Source organism: Chryseobacterium candidae, from assembly GCF_004916905.1.
Lineage (GTDB): Bacteria > Bacteroidota > Bacteroidia > Flavobacteriales > Weeksellaceae > Chryseobacterium > Chryseobacterium candidae.
The window spans coordinates 1-23506 of sequence record NZ_SDLV01000005.1; the positions used below are offsets into that span (position 1 = coordinate 1).

The following is a 23506-nucleotide window of genomic DNA, read 5'->3' on the forward strand; positions in this document are numbered from 1 at the left end:
AGGGTGCGTAGCTCAGCTGGATAGAGCATCTGCCTTCTAAGCAGACGGTCAAAGGTTCGAATCCTTTCGCGCTCACTTAAAGACTTACTAGAAACAGTAAGTCTTTTTTGTTGTATCCCAAACCTTTTACAGCAAAATAATGGATCAAGCTTAAAAGTTGGGAGGGATGTTTAGTAGGTTTATTTTTGTATTATGCTAAGCGATCAGGACCTTCTTAAATTATTACTTCCGGAATTTTTAGTTGAGCACTTTGATATCCTCAAAGCAGAACCCCATGATGCAGAACTTCATATTTATTTTGAAGAAAAAAAGGGATCAAGCACAAAATACAATACATCTTTAATTTTACAAAATATTGCAAACCCCATTTACACCGCACAAAAACCACGAACATACATCATTTATACAACCTAATAATTTTCCCTTACAGATAAGTAAAAAAAATATGATGTACCCATGATGTACTCTATTATTTTTCTTGATTCTTTTTTTTTCCGAAATTCCGGTCAAATTCCGATCAAAACACACAAATGATCAAAAAACTTTACAGATGGGGTTAATAATCCCATCTGTTTTTTACCGATATTATCCCTAGTTATAAGAATTAATAAACTACAGTAGATCTAATTGTAATATAAAGATTTTCTGCGTTTTATTTTCTTCAAACCCAAAGATTCCATCTGCATATCCTTCATTTTCCTGAGCTGCAAAAAGTTGCGGCGTCATTAAAAATAAAGCTTTCCATAAAGTTTTTATATTCGTATTTTGTTTTTGGTGTGTTATTTTTCAAGCAGAAGACTTACCCATTCTTCACGCTGTAACTTCTTTTTAAGCTCCAGTCCGCTTTCTTTACAGACTTCCAGAATATCGTCCACATCAAAGAAACAAAGACCTGAAAGCAACAGTTTTCCACCTTTGTTCAATACTGAAACATAGGTTGGAATATCTGAAATAAGGATATTTCTGTTGATATTGGCTAAAATAATGTCATAATTTTCTTTTCCCAGGTTTTCGGCAGTTCCCTGTTCAATATCCAGTTCTACATTATTTCTTACCGCATTTTCTTTGGAGTTTTCTACTGACCATTCGTCGATATCAATAGCTTTTGTATCTCCTGCGCCCTGCTGTTTTGCATAAATGGCCAATACAGAAGTTCCGCATCCCATATCCAGTACTTTTTTGCCATTGAAATCAATGTCCATCATTTGCTGGATCATCAAATGGGTCGTAGGGTGATGTCCCGTTCCGAAAGACATTTTAGGCTGGATGATAATTTCATGCATTCCCGGTACAGATTCATGGAACTCTGCCCGGATCAATACTTTATCATCAATATTGATTGGAGAGAAATTCTTTTCCCATTCTTCATTCCAGTTGATGTTCGGCATTTCTTCGAAAGAATATTCGATTTTTACATTTTCGTTTTCAAAGATCGGAAGTGCTTTCAGCTGATCTTCGTGAAACAATTCTGTCTGGATATATCCTAAAATTCCGTCAATTTCTTCTGTAAAGCTGTCAAAACCTATTTCTATAAGCTCTGCCATTAATATTTCGTTCCAAGGTTGCAATGGAGAAATCCTGAAATTGAATTCTAAATAATTTTGCATGTGACTAATTTGCTGCAAAAATACTAATGTTATTACGGTTAAAAAAATGATGGGGGAATTTTTGCCTGAAACCGGGGATTTTTTGTGATTTTTTGAATGAATGCTACGAGAAAGTTTATTTGTGACGGTTTGTCTCAAAGATTACACAAATTTGTATTGCAGGAAAATTCTAAATTTTGGCTGAAGCCATACAATAAACTGTAAAAAGAAAGCGGACTAAAGCCCGCTCCTATTGATTTTCTATCATTCAAACTAGATTAAAATATCCTTTGCCAAATGCTTTAAACATTAAACTCTAAACCCTGAACGTTAAATTTTAAAACTTATTATGGATTTGTAGAGAAAATAGAACCGTTTGCAATTAATGCTCTTCTGTTCATTTTCAGGATATCTCTTACCCATTCTGCAAAGTCTTCCGGCTGTAATACTTTATCAGGATTTCCGTCTGTAAGACCTCCCTGAATGCTCATATCAGAAGCAATAGTACTTGGCGTCAGTGTGATCACACGGATATTTTGTTTTCTCCATTCTGCCATCATAGATTGAGACAGAGATACTACGGCTGCTTTTGAAGCGGCATATGCTGACATATTCGGTCCTCCTTTCAAACCTGCAGTAGAAGCTACGTTAACGATATCACCTTCTCCTTTAGCTTTCATGAATGGATAAGCTGCTTTGGCTGCATAGTATACTCCGAAAAGATTGGTTTTAATAACCTGTTCCCATGTTTCGGAAGGCATTTCTTCAATGGAACCAAAGTCTCCTATTCCTGCGTTGTTGATCAAAATATCTATTCCGCCCAACTGCTCTGCTAAAGATTCTATTCCAGCCTTTACCTGAATTTCATTGTCTACAGAAAAAACTGCATAGGCTGAGTTTACTCCCAGTTTTTTAATTTCTTCAACCGTCATTTTAAGGTTCTCCTCATTTCTTCCTGTAATGGCAACATTTACTCCTTCATTCGCTAAAGCTAGTGCCACAGCCTTCCCTAGTCCTCTTCCACCACCTGTTATGATGGCATTTTTTCCGTTTATATTCATAGTAATGATACTTTTCTTAGTACAAAGTTACGAAAGAACATTTTTACGAAACAGCAAAAACATGGATTTAATAGTTTTTTAATGGTTTTTTGTAAACCTCGATAAAAATTAAAACCGGCTCATGAGAACCGGTTTCAAAATCTAAAAAAAGTATAGTAAAAAAAATAAAAAGCTTAAGGAATCTGAATTGAATTCTGAACTTCAAATTCTTCTGAAGCTGAGAATTCATTTCCGTACATATCGGCTGCTTTCACCTCAACTTTGTGTTTTCCCAATGCTAATTTCTTGGGAAAATCAGCCTCCCAGATGTGTTTTGACATTTCGGGGTTGGAAGGTCTTCTTCCCGGAAGAATTTTCTCTGTAGAATCCCATTTGAAAACAGAAAGAGCAAAATTCGGGTCTATGGTTTCATCGTACTTCATTTCTTCCCATTTTCCACCATCTATTCTGTATTCTACCTTGTCTTTTTTGCTTCCCATGAAAAAATTAGCCAACACTTTTGCTGAGGTTCTTGAGGAAGAAATCACTTTCGGAACATATAATTTGATCTGATAATCTTCCGGTTTTCCGGCTGTTCTGTATTTCACTTTATACTGATTATCTGCAAAGCTGATGAAAGAATATCCTTTTGCTGTTCCGTCTCTCATCGTTGAAGTAGGAAGTCCGGCATCATCTGGTGTTCCTGAGTACCAATCCCCGCAAGTAGTTCCTACGTTATATTCATGCAGTTCTTTGATTCCGTTCCAGCCTGCTTTTTTACCGTAGAAAATCTGCTGTTGAATATGGGTGTGTGCTGATAAAAGCAATACATTCCGGAAAGGATTTAAGAAATCAAATAACTTCTGGCGGTCTGCATTTCTGAAGTTGTCTTCGTTGTTATGCTCCAACGGAATGTGGAAAGAAATGACAATCAGTTTATTCTTGTCAACCAGTTTCAGATCATTTTCGATAAACTGAAGCTGGTCTTCACGGAATCCGCCCCAATATCCTTTGCCGTCTCTCGGATCCGGGTAAAGAATATCGTCTAAAATGATGAAGTGTACATTCCCATAATTGAAAGCGTAATTGGCCGGACCAAAATTGGATTCAAATGTTTCATCGGAAAGTTTGTCTTCATTCGCATCATAATTCATATCGTGGTTTCCCATCACATTATACCAAGGAAGCCCTATTTCTTTCATTACATCTGCATAAGGCTTCTGAAGATTTAAATTATCTCCTACGAGGTCTCCCAGACTGATTCCCAGCACTGCATTTTTCTTGGTATTCTTCACTTCATTTACAATTCCTCTTTTGAAATAATCCAGTTCTTTTTCTGTGTAAGGCTGCGGATCACCGAAAACGAGGATATCGAAGTTTTTATTTTCGTTTTGCGCATAAAGCGGGAAGTTCAATTCTTTTGGAATTTCTCCTGTGGGAGCTACTCCTTTGTATTTGAAATCTGCCGGAGAACCTTTGGGCTTATGATGATAATAGAACTGTGGAAGATTGTTTGCATTTAAGGCAGTCTGATACCCTGAAGGCTTGATCACAAAAATAGTCTGATCTTCCTGAACCGGCAGGCTGTATCTTCCGTTTTTATCCGTAAGAACAACCTGAACTCCATTAGAAACAGCTATTCCTTCAATTCCTTTTTCGCGGTTTTCTTTCTTTTGATTTTTGTTGCTGTCTTCGTAGACATATCCGGAAACAGAAGCTTGTGAGAACGCCATTGCAGAAATCAGCATACAAGGCATTAAAAATTTTATATTGATATTCATAATTTTTAAATTTTTATTATTTTTTAATTGGGGGTTATTATTTATTCCACCACATTTTTATATTGATATTGTCGCCTCCCATGGATTGTACGGCTGCGTTATAATTATCCGTATTCATCACTTTTGTAGCGGTAGGATACATGAATCTCACAGGCATCTGTCCGCCGTTCTGAAGACCTCCGTTATTGGGAAGTACCGGAAGTTTTGTACGTCTGTATTCATACCATTGCTGATGGTCAACAAAAAACAGGGAAATATATTTCTGAAGCATAAGCTTTTGCAGCGAGCCATCATAAGCTACTTTTGGATTGCTGAAATAATTGGCAGGAACTGTTGCTCCCCATTGTTCGATAATAGATTTCACTCCGTTTTCGTAATAGGTCTGCTGATTTCCTGCGACAATTCCTTTATTGACTAATTCTGCCAGGATAAACTGAACTTCAGAATAGGTCATGATTAAAATCTTTAAAGGTGCTTTCGCCAGGTTCTGGTTCAGGTTGGAAGGCTGATAGTTGAAAGATGTTCCCAAAGCATATCCTGAAGGCGCTCCTTTATAGCCAAGATCTTCTCCTGTTCCTGCTTTAGCTTTCGTAAAAAACAGGCTCAGCCTTGGATCATTATTGTCTTTCATGGCATTTACAAAGAATTCGCCTGCTGCCCTGTAAGCTGTAAAATCCTGCGGGCGGGCTATCGGCGGCAAGTAAGGAGATATTCCGGAAAGCGGCAGCACGGCACTGTCTGTGTTATTCTGGAAAATTGGGTATTGAGCCGGATTATTGACAATTTCCTGGATTCTTTCATACACATTCACTTCTCCGTTCCGGCTTAGAATTCTGGTCAGTAATCTTAATGAAAGAGAGTTACAGAATTTTTTCCATCCTAAAATTCCGGTCTGGCTATTGGTATTGGCATTATAAAACAAATCTGTTTCCGTTAATGCCTGATTGGTATTGAATAACGAGTTGGCTGTTTTCAGGTCATTTAACAGCTGAATATAGACATCTTTCTGCTTATCATATTTTGGTCTTAAAATATTTTCTTCAACTCTTATTGCTTCAGATAAAGGTATATCTCCGAAAGCATCAGTAAGGTTGGAGGCAATCCATGCATTCAGGACCATTGAAATCGCCAGATAATTATTATTCTGCTCCTTGGCTGCATATTTTCTAAGGTCACTTACCTGCTTAAGCCATCTGTAAGAAGTATTCCAGTAGCCATTGCCACTTTTTTCGTCCATATAATATCTGCTGTAAGAATTTCCTTCATTGGGAAAATCCAAAGCAATCTGCATGATATCAAAAGTGAAATCATCTGCCCTGTTATAGCCGTAACTCGACATTTCATACTGGATGGGAGCAAGAAGGCTTCCAACGGAAGGGTCTTTGATTTTGCTGGTGTCTGTATTCATTTCCTCGAAAGTTCTGTCACAGGATTGAAGCATGAAAACAGAAACTCCCCATGTCAGATGTATGATTATTTTTTTCATTTTTTAAGATTTTAGAATTTAATATTTAACTGAAAACCAACTGTTCTTGCTGTCGGAAGTTGCCCCATTTCCACTCCCGGAGTGATGGTTGCATTATCCAACGTAGCCACTTCGGGATCAAACATTGGAAATTTGGTCCACATCCACAGGTTCTTTCCGAAAATGGCAATGGTAAGATCATCCAGACCTATAGATTTGATGGTTTCTTTCGGGAAGGAATAGGCAATTCTTGCGTCTCTCAGTTTTATAAAATCTGTACTGAAGCTATTGGTTTCCACATTGGCCCTTCTGTAATAATCTCCGTAATAAGAAGATACAAGTACTCCTTTTGTGTTCGTACTGAAAGATCCGTCAGGGTTCTGAACCACTCCATCTCCTACAATCATTCCACCAGGATTGTCTCTTCCCGGAAGGGTAGATTTCAGCTTGCCTTGTTCAGACATTTTATGATGTGACTGAGAATAAGCAATACCACCATACTGGCCGTCAAATGAGAAGCTTATTGTAAAGTTTTTAATTCGGAAATCATTCTGAAGACCAGCTCTCCATTTCGGGAATGCATTTCCTACTTTTTCAATATCTGCAGGTCTTGCAGGAAGTCCGTTGTCGCCATAAATTACTTTTCCGTCCGGAGTCCTCAGTAATTTAAATCCATACATATCACCAAGTGAGCCTCCTGTTTCCATTTTATAGAATACTACATCTCCTACGTTGGAAACGATACCATCAAACCCTTCAGGTAAGGTCATCACTCTGTTTTCGTTGGTAGACCAGTTTCCCCCTACTTTCCATGAGAAGTCTTTACCTTTTACCGCTAAGATATCCGCTGAAAATTCCAAACCTCTGTTTCGGATTTTCCCTGCATTGATAATTCTTTTTGAGTATCCGCTTTCTGAGGGCAGCGAAACAGGGATAATCTGGTTTTCACTGAAATTCTGATACGCAGTAAGATTAAGATTCAATCTGTTTTTGAAAAGGCTGAAATCCATACCGGCTTCAATATTGGTATTTTTTTCAGGTTTAAGAGAAGGATTATTAAAGATCGTAGGTGCTACTACACTTCCTGTAATGTTACTTGCTGAATAATAGTTATCCAGAAGATAAGGATCACTGTCTATCCCAACTTTTGCCCATGAAGCTCTCAGTTTCCATAAGTTCAGATTATTGCTTTTGAGATTAAAAATATCTGATAAAATGAAACTGGTACTTACTGAAGGATAAAAGAATGATCTGTTCTGTTTCGGAAGCGTAGAACTCCAGTCATTTCTTCCGGTAACGTCCACAAATATTTTATTGTCATATCCAAGAGTAAGCAATCCGTACACACTGTCAACATGTTTATCTCTTGGTGCCGGATATTTAACCGGAATATTAAGTGCATTGGTAAGACTGTATTCTCCGGCAGTTTTCAATCCGATGGCCTGATAATCATTCAACAGGTATTCATTATAACGGATACTTCCTCCTGCAGAAGCGGAAATACTGAATTTATTCCAGTCTCCTTTATAAGAAAATAAAAGGTCGTTATTATATTCCTGGTTTTTGATAAACTGTTCTCTATAGAAACCTTTCAGGTAATTGGCAGAACTCCATGGTCTTTTGGTAGTTCTTTTTTCGTTCAGAATTTCAATTCCTGACCTCAGCATCAGACTGAAATTCTTATTAAACTGATAATCTGCAGTGATATTTCCTGTAATGGTTTTCTTTCTCACGCCATTCAGCATTTCGTAAGCAATCATATAAGGGTTATCAATATAGGAACTGAACGGATGGATCTGATCAACCTGTTCCTGGCCCGGCTTCCAGATCGGCTTATACCATTCAAGGTCCACATTGGGATTCTGGAAGATCATGAAATAAGAGATCGACTGATTGTTGTATCCTGTCGCAGGAAGATTATCACTGGAAGTAGTGTTATAAGCAAATTTGGTTGATATTTTTAATTTTTTGGTTAGCTGATGGGCAAATGACAAAGCAAAATTGAATCTGTCAAAACCCGTATTAGGCATCATCCATTCGTTATTAAGATAGGTTAGTGAAGACCTGAAACTTGTTTTGTCATTGGAGCTTTCTACTGAAATACTGTTGGAGTAGGTAGAACCTGTTCTCCAGAAACCTTTGATATTATTTTCATAAGGCCTCCACAATTGTCTTTCCTTGCTCTGTCCCATCACCTCAGGATCATATTGGAAATAATACTGTCCGGCGAATTTAGGTCCGAAAGCACTACTGGTGCCTCCGGTACTTGGACCATCCGGAGAAAGACCATATGAGTAGTAAAAACTTCCGGCATTTGTGGCCAGTGTTCCCTGTCCGTATTCGTATTGCCAGTCCGGCCATTTCAATACGGAATCAAAGCTTGAGGAAGAGTTAAAAGTGACTTTTAGTTTTCCGTTCTTTGTTTTGCCGGATTTTGTGGTGATCATTAAGGCTCCATTGGCAGCACGGGAACCATATAATGCAGCAGCAGAAGCTCCTTTCAATACGGTTACAGATTCAATGTCGTCCGGATTGATGCTGTTCAGTCCGTTTCCAAGATCGATGGGAACATCACCTCCAGAACCAGCTCCGTAGGCCGCCGTACCGGAACCTGTAGTAGAATTTCCCAATGGTACACCATCCACCACAATCAGAGCATAGTTATGATCCATCATAATTGATTTCTCTCCTCTCAGGGTAATTCTGGAAGTCCCAAGCGGTCCTGCTCCGGCAGTCTGGATTTTAAGACCTGCCACTTTTCCTTCCATTGATTGTGCCCAGTTGTTGTTCTGGGTTTCTTCAAATGTTTTGGCTTCTACTTTTTCTGCAACATAGCCTAAAGCTCTGTCATGTCTCTTAATTCCCAAAGCAGTAACTACTACTTCATCAAGTCCTTTAACTGTGTCTTTTTTAGCTTTCTGCTGAGCTGCCAGATTGACACTGACAAATCCTAACAGCGACAAAACCAACAGTTTTTGTGTCTCTTTACGCATTTCCTTTTTGTTTGCGCAAAATTAGAACGACATTATAAGGATGACCTTAACACAATCTTAACGTTTCTTAAAAATTAATTAAACCACATATTAATCAAACCTTAATAATATTACACAAATTATTAATTATCAAGAAAATAATTAATTAACCATTTTTAATACCAGTCTCCGGCTGTATTTATGTATCTTTATTGTCTTTTATTGAGATAATATTATACAAAATATATAACAAATTGATTTACAGGAAATAAATATTATCTTAATAATAATACTTTTTTTCATTATCATTACAAAGAAGAGCTTATTGTCTAAAAACAAACAGTCTGCCCTTTAAAAGGAGGCAGACTGTGTAAATTATAATTATTGTTGGTTTCATTGAGAAGTGTTGTAAACCCACTCGTCAAAAATTTTTTAAATTTTTACAACTCCCGGAGGAGGAGAATATTTTGCCCTTCGTTACACTCTTTGTGAAAAGCTTAAAATAGTTATTTATTCTTCAACTGATCAGGAATATTGGTTGTTACAAATCCAATTCCCTGTTTTTTGAGTTCATCATATACAGCAACGTCATTCACTGTCCAGGCATTGGTAATTAATCCTAATGCTTTTGCATCAGCAATCCAGGTTGGGTTTTTCTGGAAAACACTGTAGTGATAATCCATTCCATCCAATCCCTCTTTTTTGATTTGTTCAGGAGAAAGTTCTCCGTTCAGATATTGTACTTTAAAAGATGGAGCAAGTTTTTTGATCTCTTTACAGATATTAAGGCTGAAAGAAATAAACTCACTTTGAGATTCCAACTTCATATCTTTGATCATTTTGATGGTTTTCTGCGTAATCTCATTTTCAATTTCCGGAGTTTTTGCAGGTTTGATCTCCACAATCAGTTTCAGAGACTTATCTTTTTTTCCTTGTTTCAAATAATCTTTTAAGGTGGGGAATTTTTCTCCGTTGGATAATTTCAATGATTCCAGCTCTTTGAAAGTGGTTTCTGAAATTTCCATTTTACCGTGGTGCTCATCGTGGTTGATCACCAATACACCATCTTTTGTCATTCTCACATCAAATTCAGACCCATATACTTTTAACTTCTGGGCATTTTCCAGTGATTGAAGTGAATTCTCCGTTGTTGGAGGCTGAGCCTGGAAATATCCTCTATGGGCAATAATCTGGGTTTGTGCTTTCATCATAACTGTACTTAAAACTGCTAACCCTAAGATAAAATTTTTCATAATATAATTTAAATTATTAAAAATAAAGTCGTAAAACTTCCTGATAAAGGTAGTTATTACAAAATGGAAACCACAAAGACATAAAAGATTTTCTGGCTAAAACTAAGGTTTCAATACCCATTAATCTGCCGTTTCAATTTCTTTTATGTCTTCTGTGGTTTTAAAAAAAGATATTAGAAGGAGTATTTCGCTCCGATCTGAATCTGATATGGATTTCCGGATAGAGGAACCAGTCCACCTCCACTTACGTTTTTGGTGTATTCGTACTGCATTGTGTCTTTATTGAACTTGGTTACTTTATACAAAGATGTATTATTATATGATTTGTTTACCCCCCATTCTTTGTTGAGAAGATTGGCTACGTTGAAGATATCTACGGAAAGTTCGAAAGCTCCCACTTTATCGAATTTAATTTTTTTCGCTACACGAACGTCCCAAACTCCGTAAAAACCGTTTTTACCTCCGTTACGTTCTGCAATTTTTCCATTGTATTCGCTGATATAATCTTTCAGAGCCTGCCCTACCTGCGGATCATCCAGAACAGCTTTGGTGAGGTTCGGGAAGATAAAAGCAAGGTCGTTGGAATCTACGAAGTCTCCATTGATATTTCCTCCTGTAGTTGCAGAGAAACGCGTTCCACCTATTCCTGAATATCTGATTCCCAGTGTAAATCCGGCAATCGTAGGCGAGTTACCATAGATCACGACTTTATTACGGAACTGGTTGTCAGAATAGGTCATTCTTAAATCTCTCGGGTCACTCTGAATCATGGTAGACAATGTTGCAGAGTTCGCTACATTTCCGTTGTAAGAAGTATTGTCTTTAATGTCCGACCATGTGTAACTTGCTGTGATTTCTCCATCTTTCCAGTAACGGTAACTTGTATCTAATACGAATGAGAACTGGTTTACTTTACCATCACTCACTAATTCCAGTACTCTTCCGAAATTTTTATTAATTCTTCCTGCTTTCCAGTCGAAACTTACACTGTTATTGGCATTATTGGTAATGGCAGTTGTAGGGATAAATACTCCTCTTCCTCCTTCATTAGCTAAGGTAAAGAAAGGATTGGCCACCATGTTTCTGTCATAGTAATAGTAGTTGTTTCTGCCTAAAGCCATGTATCCTGCGATTCCCGCTCTGAATCTCTCATTAAAGAAGTGAGTATAAGAGATATTCGCTTTATAAACGATTGGAATTTTTGCGTCTTTACCGGTATAGTTGATGGTTGGGATCTGATACTGGGAAAGTGAAGGCACCGAGTTATAATCATTTCTATAGCTGTTAAAATCCGGCGTAAGACCAATAGCTGTAGGATTCACATCCACAGTTGCAAGGTGCTTCCCGTCAAATACAAGATTGTTGATGATCATATAATTGTTGATATCCGAAGAGAAAATTCCGGCACCGAACTTAAGGAAATCTTTATTTCCTTCATTGATATTCCAGTCAAACTGGAATCTTGGCTGGATCACAAATGATTTGATCTGATTATCCGTTCTGATTCCCATTTCATCAAACAGTTTCTGGTTGAATTCTGCTTTTGGATAACCTCCGTAATCAAATCTTAAACCAGCCATTAAATCAAGACCTTTAGCCACTTTGGTCTGGAATTGTCCGTACAGACCGATGTTCCATATATTTGATCTTACAGACGGATCTGCCATCAAAGGAACTTCTCTGTAGAATCTGTAGGGCGTCATTGCATCAAAATTACTCATTCCCTGAAAATGGAACCTACCGTTTACCTCACTTCCGTATACCGATTTCGCTGTTGTATACATCAAATCAGCTCCGAAAGTATATTTTACCTTATCCGTATTGTAATATAGGTTGTCTACGATCTGGAATACATTATTCCTAAAGCTTTCCTGTGCAAAACGGTGCCCTCCGATCTGAATATTAGTAGATCCGGCACCTGAAGCTACTCCTTCCACAATTGCTCTTGGTACAGGTTTTCCCAATTGATTGTTCTGGTAACTATCCTGGAATGTATAAAGGTACTGTGCCTTTAATTCGTTGGTTAAATTAGGCCTCAGATTTGACCTTAAAGTTAATAATAAGCTATTGTCAAGGTTTTTATCATTTCCGTACGACTCAAAAAAGTTGATATTGGTATTGTCGCCCAGTCCGTTTTTATTAAGATCGTAAGTAAAGTTATTTCTAAGGGTTAATAAATGCTTTTCATTGATCTGCCAGTCTAAACGTAGAAATCCGGCATCAGAATTTCTCACTTTATCAAACGTTCCGAACTGCGGGCTGTTTCCTACTCCATATTTTGCTCTTGCAATATCCAAGAACTGATTCAGCGTCTGCGTGGTTGTATTGAATCTCTTCTCATCATCCGGAGATTTGATATCAGCAATCACCAATGGTCTTGAATCCAGCTGATGATCCCATGCTACGAAGAAATGTAATTTATTTTTAATGATCGGCCCCCCCAATGAAAACCCGAACTGCGAAGTGGAGAAATCATTGTTTCTTTTATTTCCTCTGATATCATAGGGACTGGAAAGCCAGTTGGTTCTTAAATATTCCCAGGCACTTCCTGAAAATTTATTGGTTCCTGATTTGGTAACAGCACTTACTGTTCCTCCTCCACTTCTTCCTAACGTAACATCATATTGGTTGGTTGTGATTTTGAATTCACGTACGGCTTCAATGGAGATTGAAAACGGAGCACCGCTTCGGCTGGTGGTTGATCCTGCGGAAGTGGGATTTTTTGCGGTCATCCCATCAATGGTAAAGTTGGTAGAAGAACCAAGCTGTCCGGAAAGGTTTCCACCTTTTCCACTTAAAGGTGACAGTTCCGTAAGATTGGTGAAGTTCCTTCCGTTCACCGGAAGCATGCTGATGTTTTTCGCAGAAATTGCGGTAGCCGCTCCAAGGTTTCCGATCTTGTTTTTAAGGTTTCCTGTAATTTTTACTTCCTCAATAGCTTTTTCATTTCCCAGATCCATATTTACGGTCACCTGATCTCCGAAGTTCACACTGTAACCTTCTTTTTTATCATCCTTTACAATGACAGTGTAAGGCCCGCCAAGAGGAATTTCTTTAAAAATATATTCTCCTTTTGAGTTAGTTTCGGTTTCCGTTCTGAATCCTGTGGACTCGTTCACGATCGTTACTTTCACTTTTTCCTGAACCGTACTTCCCGGTCCGGTAACTTTCCCTACAATAGAAGCCTGTGTGGTCTGTGCATAAGCCATTGTCCCAAGCCCTAAAAACAATAATCCCAGTACAATCTTTACTTTTTTCATTTCTTCCGAAGATCTATATTATTAATTTTTTGATATTCGCCAGGAAACCTCTTTGATTTTCATATTGATAGATTAATCTGAGGTTTCTTTTAATTAGACGTGCAAAGGTATTTTGACTTTAGCAGCAGGGTGTTTAAGAAAGCTTTAACATTTTTTTAATTAAATCAGAACGTTATGTTAAATTACTTTAAACAAGTGTTTTAATTTCTGTAAAACCAATGTATTAAGGTGTATTAAGCATTTTTAATTTTCCTGTAGTATTTTATTCTGTTATTTTTTAAATGCAATTACTTTAGTTATTTTTGCCCAAAAGATAGAAACTCAATGTCTGAAAACATTCAACAAAAGATAGAACAGCTCCGCAAGGAACTTCACCAGCATAACGAAAACTACTACCAACTGGATACTCCTACTATTACAGATTATGAATTTGACATGCTTCTGGAGGAGCTACAGGATCTGGAAGCCAGGTATCCCGAATTTTATGATGAAAATTCTCCTACCGTTCGTGTAGGTGGTGGTGTTACCAAGGTTTTCCCTACCATTCAGCATAAATTCAGGATGTATTCTCTGGATAATTCTTATGATTTTGATGATCTGGAAGACTGGGAAAAGAGAATCATCAAAACCATTGAAGATCCTGTGGAGTTTGTTGCTGAACTGAAGTATGACGGTGCATCCATTTCTATCCTTTATGAAAACGGAAAACTTTCACAGGCGGTTACCCGTGGTGACGGTTTTCAGGGAGATGAAATTACCCCGAATGTGAGAACTATTTCAGATATTCCTCTGACTTTGAAGGGTGATTTCCCGACTCATTTTTTCATGCGTGGGGAAATTTATCTGACCAGAAAAAACTTTGACAAAATCAATAAACTGCGTGAAGAAGAAGGTCTTGATCCCTTCATGAATCCAAGAAATACAGCCAGCGGAAGTTTGAAAATGCAGGACAGCGCTGAGGTAAGAAAACGCGGACTTTCTTCGGTATTGTATCAGTTTATTTCTGATGAAGTTCCTGCAGAAACCCATTGGGAGCTGCTTCAGAAAGCTCAGAGCTGGGGCTTTAAAACATCACAGCAGGCCAAATTATGTAAAACGATGGCTGAAGTACAGGATTTTATTACGTTTTGGGATACCGAACGTCATAATCTTCCTTTTGAAATTGACGGAATCGTTTTAAAAGTGAATTCATTACAGCAGCAGAGACAGCTTGGCTATACAGCCAAATCTCCACGTTGGGCAATGGCTTATAAATTTAAAGCAGAAAAGGTAGAGACAGAACTTCAGAGTGTGTCTTATCAGGTGGGAAGAACGGGTGCTATTACTCCTGTTGCCAATCTTAAACCTGTTTTACTGGCCGGAACCATCGTAAAAAGAGCTTCTCTTCACAATGAAGATATCATCAAAAAGCTGGATCTTCATGAGAATGATTTTGTGTATGTAGAAAAAGGAGGTGAAATCATTCCGAAAATTGTAGGCGTAAATACAGATAAGAGAACGGAAGAAAGCAAAGAAATAGAATATATCAAACATTGTCCTGAATGTGGTACTGAGCTGGTAAAAATTGAAGATCAGGCGATTCATTTCTGTCCGAACGAACTTCATTGCCCGCCACAGGTTGTAGGAAGAATGATTCACTATGTTTCCAGAAAAGCGTTGAATATTGACAATCTGGGAAGTGAAACGATTGAACAGCTGTATAGAGAGAAACTGATTGAAAACCCTGCCGACTTCTATGTTTTAACGAAAGAACAGCTTCTTCCCCTGGAAAGAATGGCTGAGAAATCCGCGCAGAATATCATCACAGGAATTGAAAAATCCAAAGAAATTCCTTTTGAGAAAGTATTGTACGGAATCGGGATTAAACATGTAGGAGAAACGGTTGCTAAGAAACTGGTAAAAAACTTCCCTACAATTGAAGAATTGAAGAGTGCTACGGTAGAAGAGCTTTGCCAGGTAGAAGATATCGGCGTTAAGATTGCAGTAAGCATTGTTGATTTCTTCCAGAATTCTGAAAACGTCTTAATGATCGAGCGTTTAAAGTCTTACGGAGTACAGCTTGAAAAAGGAGAAAGTACCAACGAAGTTTTATCCAATGTTCTGGAAGGAAAAAAATTCCTTTTCACCGGAAAATTATCATTATTTACCAGAGAATCTGCTGAGGAAATGGTAGAAAAGCATGGCGGAAAAAATATTTCTGCCGTATCAAAGAACCTCAATTACCTTGTGGTAGGGGAAAAGGCAGGAAGCAAGCTGAAAAAAGCTCAGGATATCGGAACCATTGAGATTCTGGATGAACAACAGTTCCTGGATTTGATTGATAAACAATAAATAATACATTTTCAATAACAATCAATAAATTAAGCCATTGAGATATAGTCTTAATGGCTTAATTGTGAATAGTAGCTAGCGGAATTAAGTAAATCCGATCTTTTGTATCGTATCTATTTCTCTCTTAATACTTCCTAGATTTACCCCAAAATATCAACTTTATTCTTTAGGACTATTTCATTTAATATGGGAATTACCTATTTTCATTATCTTTCGCTTTCAAAATGAAATTAGCTCATTATATATAAAAAAGTAAAATTTACCAAAGAGAATATTTGAGTAAGATCTAAATAAAAGTCCCTTTATCATTTTAAAGAATCAAGAGGGCTTTGTATTGCTCTTTTTTTCACGTCTGTAATATGTGTATAAATTTGAGTTGTAATGAGGCTATTGTGCCCTAATAGTTCCTGTATATATCTAATATCTATCCCATTTTCTATCAGGTGTGCTGCAAAGCTATGCCTTAAAATATGAGGTGTCACCAATTTTGATATTTTAGCATGAGCTGCTGCTTTTTTTACAATCTGCTGTACACTTCTTGTTGAATATTTATTGCCTCTACTCCCTTCAAAAAGAAATACATTAGGTTTATACTGCAGAAAGTATTCTCTTAGTAAAGGCAAAATAGTTTTTGGGAGCATCACGTATCTGTTTTTTCCATTTGGTGAAGTAACAGAGATCATACATGATTTTACATCAAAATCTGAGGTCTTCAAACTCACCAGCTCGTTTACCTTTAAACCGCACCCGTACAAAAGACTTATAACTGATTTATGTTTTAGATTTTCTACAAGATCCAACATTCTTATTATATCTTCTTGACTGAGATATTCAGGAAGTGGATATTTAACGTTTTTGGGATATAAGTGAGAAAGTGAAAGCTTCTTATTGAACATCAACTTATAGAACAACTTAATACTTCCCAGAATAAACTTCTGATAGGATTGAGAAATTTTTTTTTCTTTTATTTCATTACAGATATATTTTTCTACAATGTTTTCATCAACTTTTTCTATTGAAGCATCCTCTAAAGTTTTAAAAAATAAGGCTAATGTTGACAAATATGTTTTTATTGTAGCTTCAGTATACCCTGAAACTTCAAGTTCCTGTTTAAAGATCTGTAAATTTTTCATCTGTGTGTTTTGACAAAAATACAAAAGATTCATTAATCCAAAAAAAATAAAAATATCCAATTTTAAAATAATCAAATGCTTTTCAGTTATTTAAATATAAAAAACAAAAATTTAAAATTAATAGATTAACGAACATTCTATAAATCAGACCCACATAATGAGTAATTTTAAAATCTAATATGCAATCTGCTTTACTCTTTATACATCAACTTATCAATGATTCCCACATAACCCCTTTTATAGAAAACTTCAAAGATCCAGTACTAAACTGGTAATTATTATCAAAAAATACAAATTTAAAAATATGAAAAAAACATTATTCTTTTTTCTTGTCTGTGTCAATTTTCTGTCTGCACAATCAAGTCTGATCAACGTAACCAATTTTTGTGGAACTCAAAATATTTCAGGTAATATTATAAATTATACCGGTTTTGCACAAATAGGTGATTTTCTATTGATTCGTTCGCCAGGAGAATGCTATCTGCCTGATAATAGTTCAACTTTTTCGGTCTGGGCATATAATGGGACAGCCAGTCCTTATAAAATTAAATTCCCTGATGGCAGTGATTTTAACAGTTTAGGAACTTTAACATATAATGATATCGTAAAAGTTGGTGAAAGGGTATATTTAAATTGTGATTCAGCAGAAAATTCAAAAGATGGGCTGTACTTTTTTGATCCAGCTATTTCAACAACTCATTTATCGAAAGTAATAACAGATAACTTTCCAGCAGATTGTAAAGAATTCAAGAACCTGGCAAAGTTTAATAATGGTATTATTTATGAATCCTTTGTAAATGATAATTGTTTTTATAACCCCGGCTCAAATTCTTCTAATTTTTTATTTCATGATTTCAGAGATGGTAATTTTGCTTATGGAAGTGTCAGGTTTTTTAGTAATTCTGATTTTAATGGGAACTTTTATTATACAACTATATCGGACACTGTTAACAGTCCTTTAATTAAAAAATATAATCCTTCTTCTAATACTACTGAAGTTATAACAAGCTCTCCATATCCAAATAACCCATACCCCAGCAGTCAAATTATTTTTTCTAATAAATTATATTATATTAATAGAAACAACAATGCAGGAGTAGAGTTATTTCAATTCGACGGCACATCTGAAACCTGTATAGATATCAATCCCGGAACAGCTTCTTCATATCCAAGTTTATTAACTATTGTAAATAATAAAATGTATTTCACCTGTTTCTATAATAATAAATACTATTTATATAAATATGATGGCAATACCCCCCCGGAAATCATTCATGAAAGCACTTATAATTCAGTAGATTATTATTCTGGACTGTGCGAATTCAACAATACTCTGTATATCACCAAAACTTATCAATATAATGCTTCCGGTCAATTTAATACAGAATTATATAGATATTCTGAAAATACAAATGCTTTACTATTGGTAAATACTTTTTTTAATTTTTTTACTACCGTTGCAGCTTCCCCATTAATTACATATACCGCTCCACAATTTTATGAAAATAAGCGTGGTCATCTAATTAGCTTTAAAAACGAACTTTATATAGTGGGTCATAAATTAAATAATAGTAATCAGCGTATTGGTGCACATAATGATATTTGGAAAATAGGCAATTCATCATTACAAACTGAAGAAAATAACCTGTCTACCATACAATATTATCCTAATCCTACAAAAAATGATTTAAATATCGATTTTGAAAAAAATCATAAATCTATAGAAATCAATGTTATTGGAATAAATGGACAAATTATTACAAACCAAAAATTTTATAATAGCAAAAAAATAGAAATCAAATTACCAAAATCAAGCGGAATATATTATATCTCATTAACATATGACGATAAAAAGAACACAATAAAAATAATTAAAGAATAATTTCTTTTTGATGGGTGAAAAAGCCTGAAGCAAATTAAAAAAGCTCAGGATATCGGAACCATTGAGATTCTGGATGAACAACAGTTCCTGGATTTGATTGATAAACAATAAGTTTCCACAATATTTTCTCCCTAAAACGAAACACCTTATAGGTTTATTAAACCTATAAGGTGTTTGAATACGTTATTTAATCCTTACGAAACAGGCAGTCTGAAATAAAATGTGCTTCCATTATTCAGGGAACTTTTTACTCCTATTTCTCCGTGTTGTTTTTCAATGAAGTTTTTTGAAATAGCCAAGCCTAAGCCTGTTCCATTCTGATGTTCTCCCGGCACCTGAAAATAGCGGTCAAAGATCTGGCGGTGATACTTTTCATCAATCCCGCTTCCGGTATCAATAATACTGAACTGAATGAAAGAATCCAGCTTTTCTACTACAATCTTAATATTTTCGTCCTGAAAAGAGTGCTTTACCGCATTGGTTAAAAAATTATTCATTACCCAGACGGTTTTGTCAAAATCAGCAGTCACAGCATCGTTATCTTCCAGAAGATATTCTGTACTGATGGAAATATTTTTCTGTTCGGCCAGTTTTTCAACATTTTTTACAGCAGTCTGCACAATTTCTTTAGGAGAGCATTTTTCCACTGTCAGTCTTATATTTCCGGATTCTACCTGGGAAAGATTAAGCAATTCTCCTGTGATATCCAATAAACGCTGTCCGTCTTCATTGATGCTCTTCAACAATTCCTGCTGTTGCTCGTTCAGTTCTCCGAACTTTTGGTTTCCAAGAAGCTGAACACCCATTTTGATCGCAGAAATCGGAGTTTTCAATTCATGAGAAATAGTTGCAATAAAGTTGGTTTTAGCAAAATCCAGTTCTTTAAAAGGCGTAATGTTTCTCAACAAGATTACCTTTCCGATATATTTTTTTTCTTTTTCGCCTGTCTTTACAATATTGATGGGAATAATATCCTGTTCAAAATAATTTTCCTTGTTATCGCGAACAATTTTAATCGGATCTTTGACCGGATGATCTATATTTTTCAACAGTTCACGCATCAGATCATTGTTGATGGCAACTTCATGCGCGGTTTTTCCAATAATATCTTCTTTATGGAGATTGGTGATCTTCAGCGCTTCGTCATTGATCATGTAGATAAAATGATGTTCATCCAGACCAATAACCGCATCATGCATATTATTGACCAGGGTTTCGATCCGTTTTTTATCCATCAATTGCTTGGAAAGCGTACTGCTTTCGTACTCCTGAAGTTTCTCAGCCATCGTATTGAATGAATCTGCCAGACTGCTGAACTCTTCACTTCCTTTAAAATGAACTCTTTCATTATAGTTTTTGTCGGCAATCTGTTTGATACTGAACGTAAGCTGATTGATAGGCTCGGCAATAGTCTGGGGTAAATTGAAAAGCAATATAAAAGCAATCAGAAAACATACGGTTCCCAAACTTACAATCCAGAAAGTAGCGTTTTCTGCTGTAATGATCGCAATATCACTCTTCCGTTCTATGCCTTTCATATTCAAAGACATGATCTTCGCAAGATCCTCACGGATGAGCTTTTCTTTATGAATATCAGGCGCTTTCAGATAACTGTTGAAATGGAGATTCAGATTCTGAGTAGCTTCTTTTTCTCCAAATTCTGTAAGGTTTTTTTCCTGCAGTTTATTATTTTTCCGAAAGTCCGCTATGGCTACGGCACTGTCTGTACTGATATTATCCAGTGCCAGAAGCATATTTTTGGAAAATTCCAGACTGTTATAATTGGCCGTAAGAATCTTTTCAGTATCGGATTTTAATTTGTTGATGTATACAGAACCTATCACTGAAAGAAGCACGATCAGCAGAAATAAAAGGCCCACGCCTAAGGTAAGTTTCGTTTTAAGTTTCATTATTTTTATGATAAAATAATAATATCTATCTGTCTTTCATTCAGCCTGTTCATAAGGGTATAGATCCAGCTGTAGCCTGACATTCGCTGCCAGAAACTGGCATGAGGCTTTCCAATGCAGACCGTGGTGATATTATGAGCAATCACATATTCCAGGATTCCGTTGTGAACACTGCTTTCCTTGATCCGGACTACTTTGGCGCCCAATTCCTGTGCTAAATTAAAATTATTAATTAAATACCGCTGTTTATCCAATGCTATTTTTTCCGGATTTTCAGAAGGTTTCTGAATGTACAAAACAGTCCATGGACTGTTGTAATAACTGGCCAATCTTGCCGTTTTGCGGATAATTGTTTTGGCAATTTTTTCATTACTGCTGATACAGGCCAGAAATTTTACAGGTTTAAAATTTTCGGTTTTAATTTCAGTTTCCACCTTTCTTTCCACGTGAGTGGCTACTTCTTTTAAAGCCAATTCACGAAGCTGCAGAATATGCCCGCTCTGGAAAAAGTTACTGAGAGCCGTCTGAATTTTTTCTTTTTTATAGATTTTCCCCTCTTTTAAGCGGGTCAGCAGCTCATCAGCCGTAAGGTCAATATTAACTACTTCATCTGCCAGGGCCAGAATCTTATCCGGAACTCTTTCTGTTACTTCTACTCCTGTGATTTTCTTTACCTCTTCATTCAGGCTTTCGATATGCTGGATATTCATGGCGCTGATCACGTTGATTCCGTTATCAAGAATTTCCAGCACATCCTGCCATCTTTTTTTATTTTTAGAGCCTTCTACGTTGGTATGGGCCAGCTCATCCACTAAAACAACTTCAGGATGTTCATTGATAATGGCCTGAAGATCCATTTCCTCAAGATTCTTTCCTTTATAAAAAACCGACTTCCTTTCAATTTGAGGAAGACCTTCTACCAGAGCTTCAGTTTCTTCCCGTCCATGAGTTTCAATATACCCGATTTTTACATCAATGCCATTTCGCAAAAGAGAATGCGCTTCCTGAAGCATACGGAAACTCTTTCCTACCCCTGCACTCATCCCGATATAAATTTTGAATTTTCCTTTACGGGATTTTTGAATCAGTTCTAAAAAATCTTTTGCTGATGACATTGATTTTATTCTTTTTAATTTTACTTTAAGCACTTTTTTCTGTGGCTAAACCGGTTTTAGAACCAGACTGCTAAGCTCGATGTTATATAGAAATTTCCTTTTTTAAATTCATCATTTTTAGCAAAAATGGCATCTTTTGAAGTAAAGCCTCTCGCTTCTGTGCGGAAAACTACATTTTTGAATACTGCATAATCTACATTGAGAGAGTATCCGAAAGTCTGAAATCCATTAGGTGTTTCAGTACTGATAATCACACCATTTTTACCATTATAATATTCCAGTCTTCCTGCCAGCGCCCATTTGTTGTCCAATTGATATTTCATCTGAACATTCGGGCTGTACCAGATATTATACTGCTCGCTACCCTTTGATTTTTGCTCTGCACCAATATCAAATCCTAATACCGCAGAAAACTGATCCGTTATCTGGAAGCTTCCATACAAATCATGGAAATAACGCATCCTTTTGTCCTCTTTTGCTTTATCATTTCCTATGAATGAGCTGCTGTTCAGGGTAATTTTATCATTCGGTTTATAAGTCAACTGATGTCCGAAAGAAATACTCTGGTTTCCTTCAGGTTTGGCAATACGCTGCCATCCGTTCAGTACCAATCCGCTTAAAAACCATTTCCCATTATCTGAGGTATAAGAAATTTTAGCTCCGGTTTCGAAATAGGGTGAGTTTTCGGCAGCCAAACTTCTTGTCAGATTCAAATTATCCCTTCCTATGGCACTTTCCCAGCCGATATGTGAAGGCATGATCCCGGCATCAATCCATAGATTTTTATTTTTTGATATTCTGATCCCTACGTTGGCCTCATTGATATACCGCAATGCATTTTGCTCCGCAGCCATATTATCTTGTGCATAAGTTCCTGCCATCAAAGCAATATTGGCGCGGATATTTTCGCTTTGGTAGTTGGCCTTCACCAATCCCAGATTAAGATTCATTTCATTATGTCTGTTATAGGAATAGAGAAAATTTTGACGCATATGATTTCCGGGCTCATCAAAATCGTAGGTATAAAAGAGTTCTGCATAAGCGGAAAACGTAACTTTATTGCCAGTTTTTAATGAATCTGATGATTGTGCTTTGGCTAAAAACAGCCCTGATAGCGTAGCTATAGCTAGATATTTTTTCACTTTTATTATAAGGTATATTAATCATGTCAAGGTTTAAAAGCTTACCATGAGTATCGTTTATTAAATGTATTATTTTAATTGATCCAAAGCAATATTAAGCTTCAGAACATTCACTTTTGAGGGTCCGAAAAGCCCTAACAACGGCTTTTCAGTCTGATTATTAATTAAGCTTTTAATTTGCGCTTCTGAAATATTTCTCACTTTTGCAATTCTCTTCGCCTGATACAATGCTCCTTCTTCAGAAATATCAGGATCCAGGCCGCTTCCGCTGGCTGTAACAAGCTCTACAGGGACTTTTGCATTTACCATTTCAGGATTATCCATTTTCAAAGTATCGATTCTTTTCTGTACAGTTTCCAGATATTCTTTATTGCTTGGACCTTTGTTGCTTCCACCACTTCCCGCTGCATTATAGTTGACAGAAGAAGGACGGCCGTGGAAATACTTTTCAGATTTGAATTCCTGTCCGATATTGGCATAAAGCTTCTGCCCTTTGTCATAAATAACTTCTCCGTTTCCTTTGTTGGGAAGTATTTTAGATCCTCCGTATACTACAGCCAGATAAATACCTGTCACCACCAGCATTACAAGTGTTAATCTGAATGCTGAAACAATATGATTTTTCATTTTTTAAAT

The 23506-nt window shown here is 36.5% G+C and carries 14 protein-coding genes and 1 tRNA gene; 3 read left to right on the forward strand and 12 right to left on the reverse strand.

Going from position 1 to position 23506, the window contains the following annotated elements; translation table 11 throughout:
• Position 1: 1 nt before the first annotated feature.
• A tRNA-Arg gene (locus EK417_RS03470) sits at positions 2 to 75 on the forward strand.
• A 704-nt stretch (positions 76 to 779) separates the two neighbouring features.
• Here the strand turns inward: EK417_RS03470 and prmA are convergent.
• From prmA to EK417_RS03515, 7 genes are all read right to left on the reverse strand, one after another.
• Complete coding sequence (gene prmA / locus EK417_RS03485) at positions 780 to 1607, reverse strand: 50S ribosomal protein L11 methyltransferase (protein WP_076597573.1); 828 nt, start codon at positions 1605 to 1607, stop codon at positions 780 to 782.
• A gap of 326 nt (positions 1608 to 1933) precedes the next feature.
• Positions 1934 to 2647: a 3-ketoacyl-ACP reductase gene (locus EK417_RS03490; RefSeq protein ID WP_136521346.1), complete on the reverse strand. Its 714-nt coding sequence runs from the start codon at positions 2645 to 2647 to the stop codon at positions 1934 to 1936.
• A 173-nt stretch (positions 2648 to 2820) separates the two neighbouring features.
• Entirely contained in the window at positions 2821 to 4383 is a 1563-nt protein-coding gene (locus EK417_RS03495; protein WP_136521356.1) for a calcineurin-like phosphoesterase C-terminal domain-containing protein, read from the reverse strand.
• A gap of 61 nt (positions 4384 to 4444) precedes the next feature.
• Positions 4445 to 5893: a SusD/RagB family nutrient-binding outer membrane lipoprotein gene (locus EK417_RS03500; protein WP_136521347.1), complete on the reverse strand. Its 1449-nt coding sequence runs from the start codon at positions 5891 to 5893 to the stop codon at positions 4445 to 4447.
• A gap of 11 nt (positions 5894 to 5904) precedes the next feature.
• Entirely contained in the window at positions 5905 to 8865 is a 2961-nt protein-coding gene (locus EK417_RS03505; RefSeq protein ID WP_136521348.1) for a SusC/RagA family TonB-linked outer membrane protein, read from the reverse strand.
• 485 nt (positions 8866 to 9350) lie between these two features.
• Positions 9351 to 10097 carry a glycerophosphodiester phosphodiesterase gene (locus tag EK417_RS03510; RefSeq protein ID WP_076597568.1) on the reverse strand — a complete coding sequence of 249 codons (747 nt, stop codon included), beginning with the start codon at positions 10095 to 10097 and terminating at the stop codon, positions 9351 to 9353.
• A 173-nt stretch (positions 10098 to 10270) separates the two neighbouring features.
• Positions 10271 to 13357 (reverse strand): TonB-dependent receptor, encoded by a 3087-nt coding sequence (locus EK417_RS03515; RefSeq protein ID WP_136521349.1) that lies wholly within the window; start codon positions 13355 to 13357, stop codon positions 10271 to 10273.
• Between the two features lie 324 nt (positions 13358 to 13681).
• On the opposite strand from EK417_RS03515, the gene ligA reads away from it, so the two are divergent.
• Positions 13682 to 15688, forward strand: coding sequence for an NAD-dependent DNA ligase LigA (gene ligA, locus EK417_RS03520; protein WP_136521350.1), 2007 nt, complete (start codon positions 13682 to 13684; stop codon positions 15686 to 15688).
• A gap of 305 nt (positions 15689 to 15993) precedes the next feature.
• Here the strand turns inward: ligA and xerA are convergent, their stop codons facing one another.
• On the reverse strand, positions 15994 to 16821 hold the full coding sequence (gene xerA, locus EK417_RS03525) for a site-specific tyrosine recombinase/integron integrase (RefSeq protein ID WP_168801922.1): 828 nt from the start codon (positions 16819 to 16821) through the stop codon (positions 15994 to 15996).
• Between the two features lie 304 nt (positions 16822 to 17125).
• Between xerA and EK417_RS03530 the strand changes: the two genes are divergently transcribed.
• Positions 17126 to 18703 carry a T9SS type A sorting domain-containing protein gene (locus EK417_RS03530; RefSeq protein WP_136521352.1) on the forward strand — a complete coding sequence of 526 codons (1578 nt, stop codon included), beginning with the start codon at positions 17126 to 17128 and terminating at the stop codon, positions 18701 to 18703.
• Positions 18704 to 18897: 194 nt separating this feature from the next.
• Here the strand turns inward: EK417_RS03530 and EK417_RS03535 are convergent, their stop codons facing one another.
• From EK417_RS03535 to kdpC, 4 genes are all read right to left on the reverse strand, one after another.
• On the reverse strand, positions 18898 to 20613 hold the full coding sequence (locus EK417_RS03535) for an ATP-binding protein (protein WP_110367800.1): 1716 nt from the start codon (positions 20611 to 20613) through the stop codon (positions 18898 to 18900).
• Between the two features lie 5 nt (positions 20614 to 20618).
• A complete protein-coding gene (locus EK417_RS03540; protein WP_076597562.1) occupies positions 20619 to 21728 on the reverse strand; it encodes a histidine kinase in 1110 nt (369 codons plus the stop codon).
• Positions 21729 to 21784: 56 nt separating this feature from the next.
• Positions 21785 to 22870: a porin gene (locus tag EK417_RS03545; RefSeq protein ID WP_136521353.1), complete on the reverse strand. Its 1086-nt coding sequence runs from the start codon at positions 22868 to 22870 to the stop codon at positions 21785 to 21787.
• A 69-nt stretch (positions 22871 to 22939) separates the two neighbouring features.
• Positions 22940 to 23497, reverse strand: coding sequence for a potassium-transporting ATPase subunit KdpC (gene kdpC, locus EK417_RS03550; RefSeq protein WP_136521354.1), 558 nt, complete (start codon positions 23495 to 23497; stop codon positions 22940 to 22942).
• Positions 23498 to 23506 lie beyond the last annotated feature (9 nt).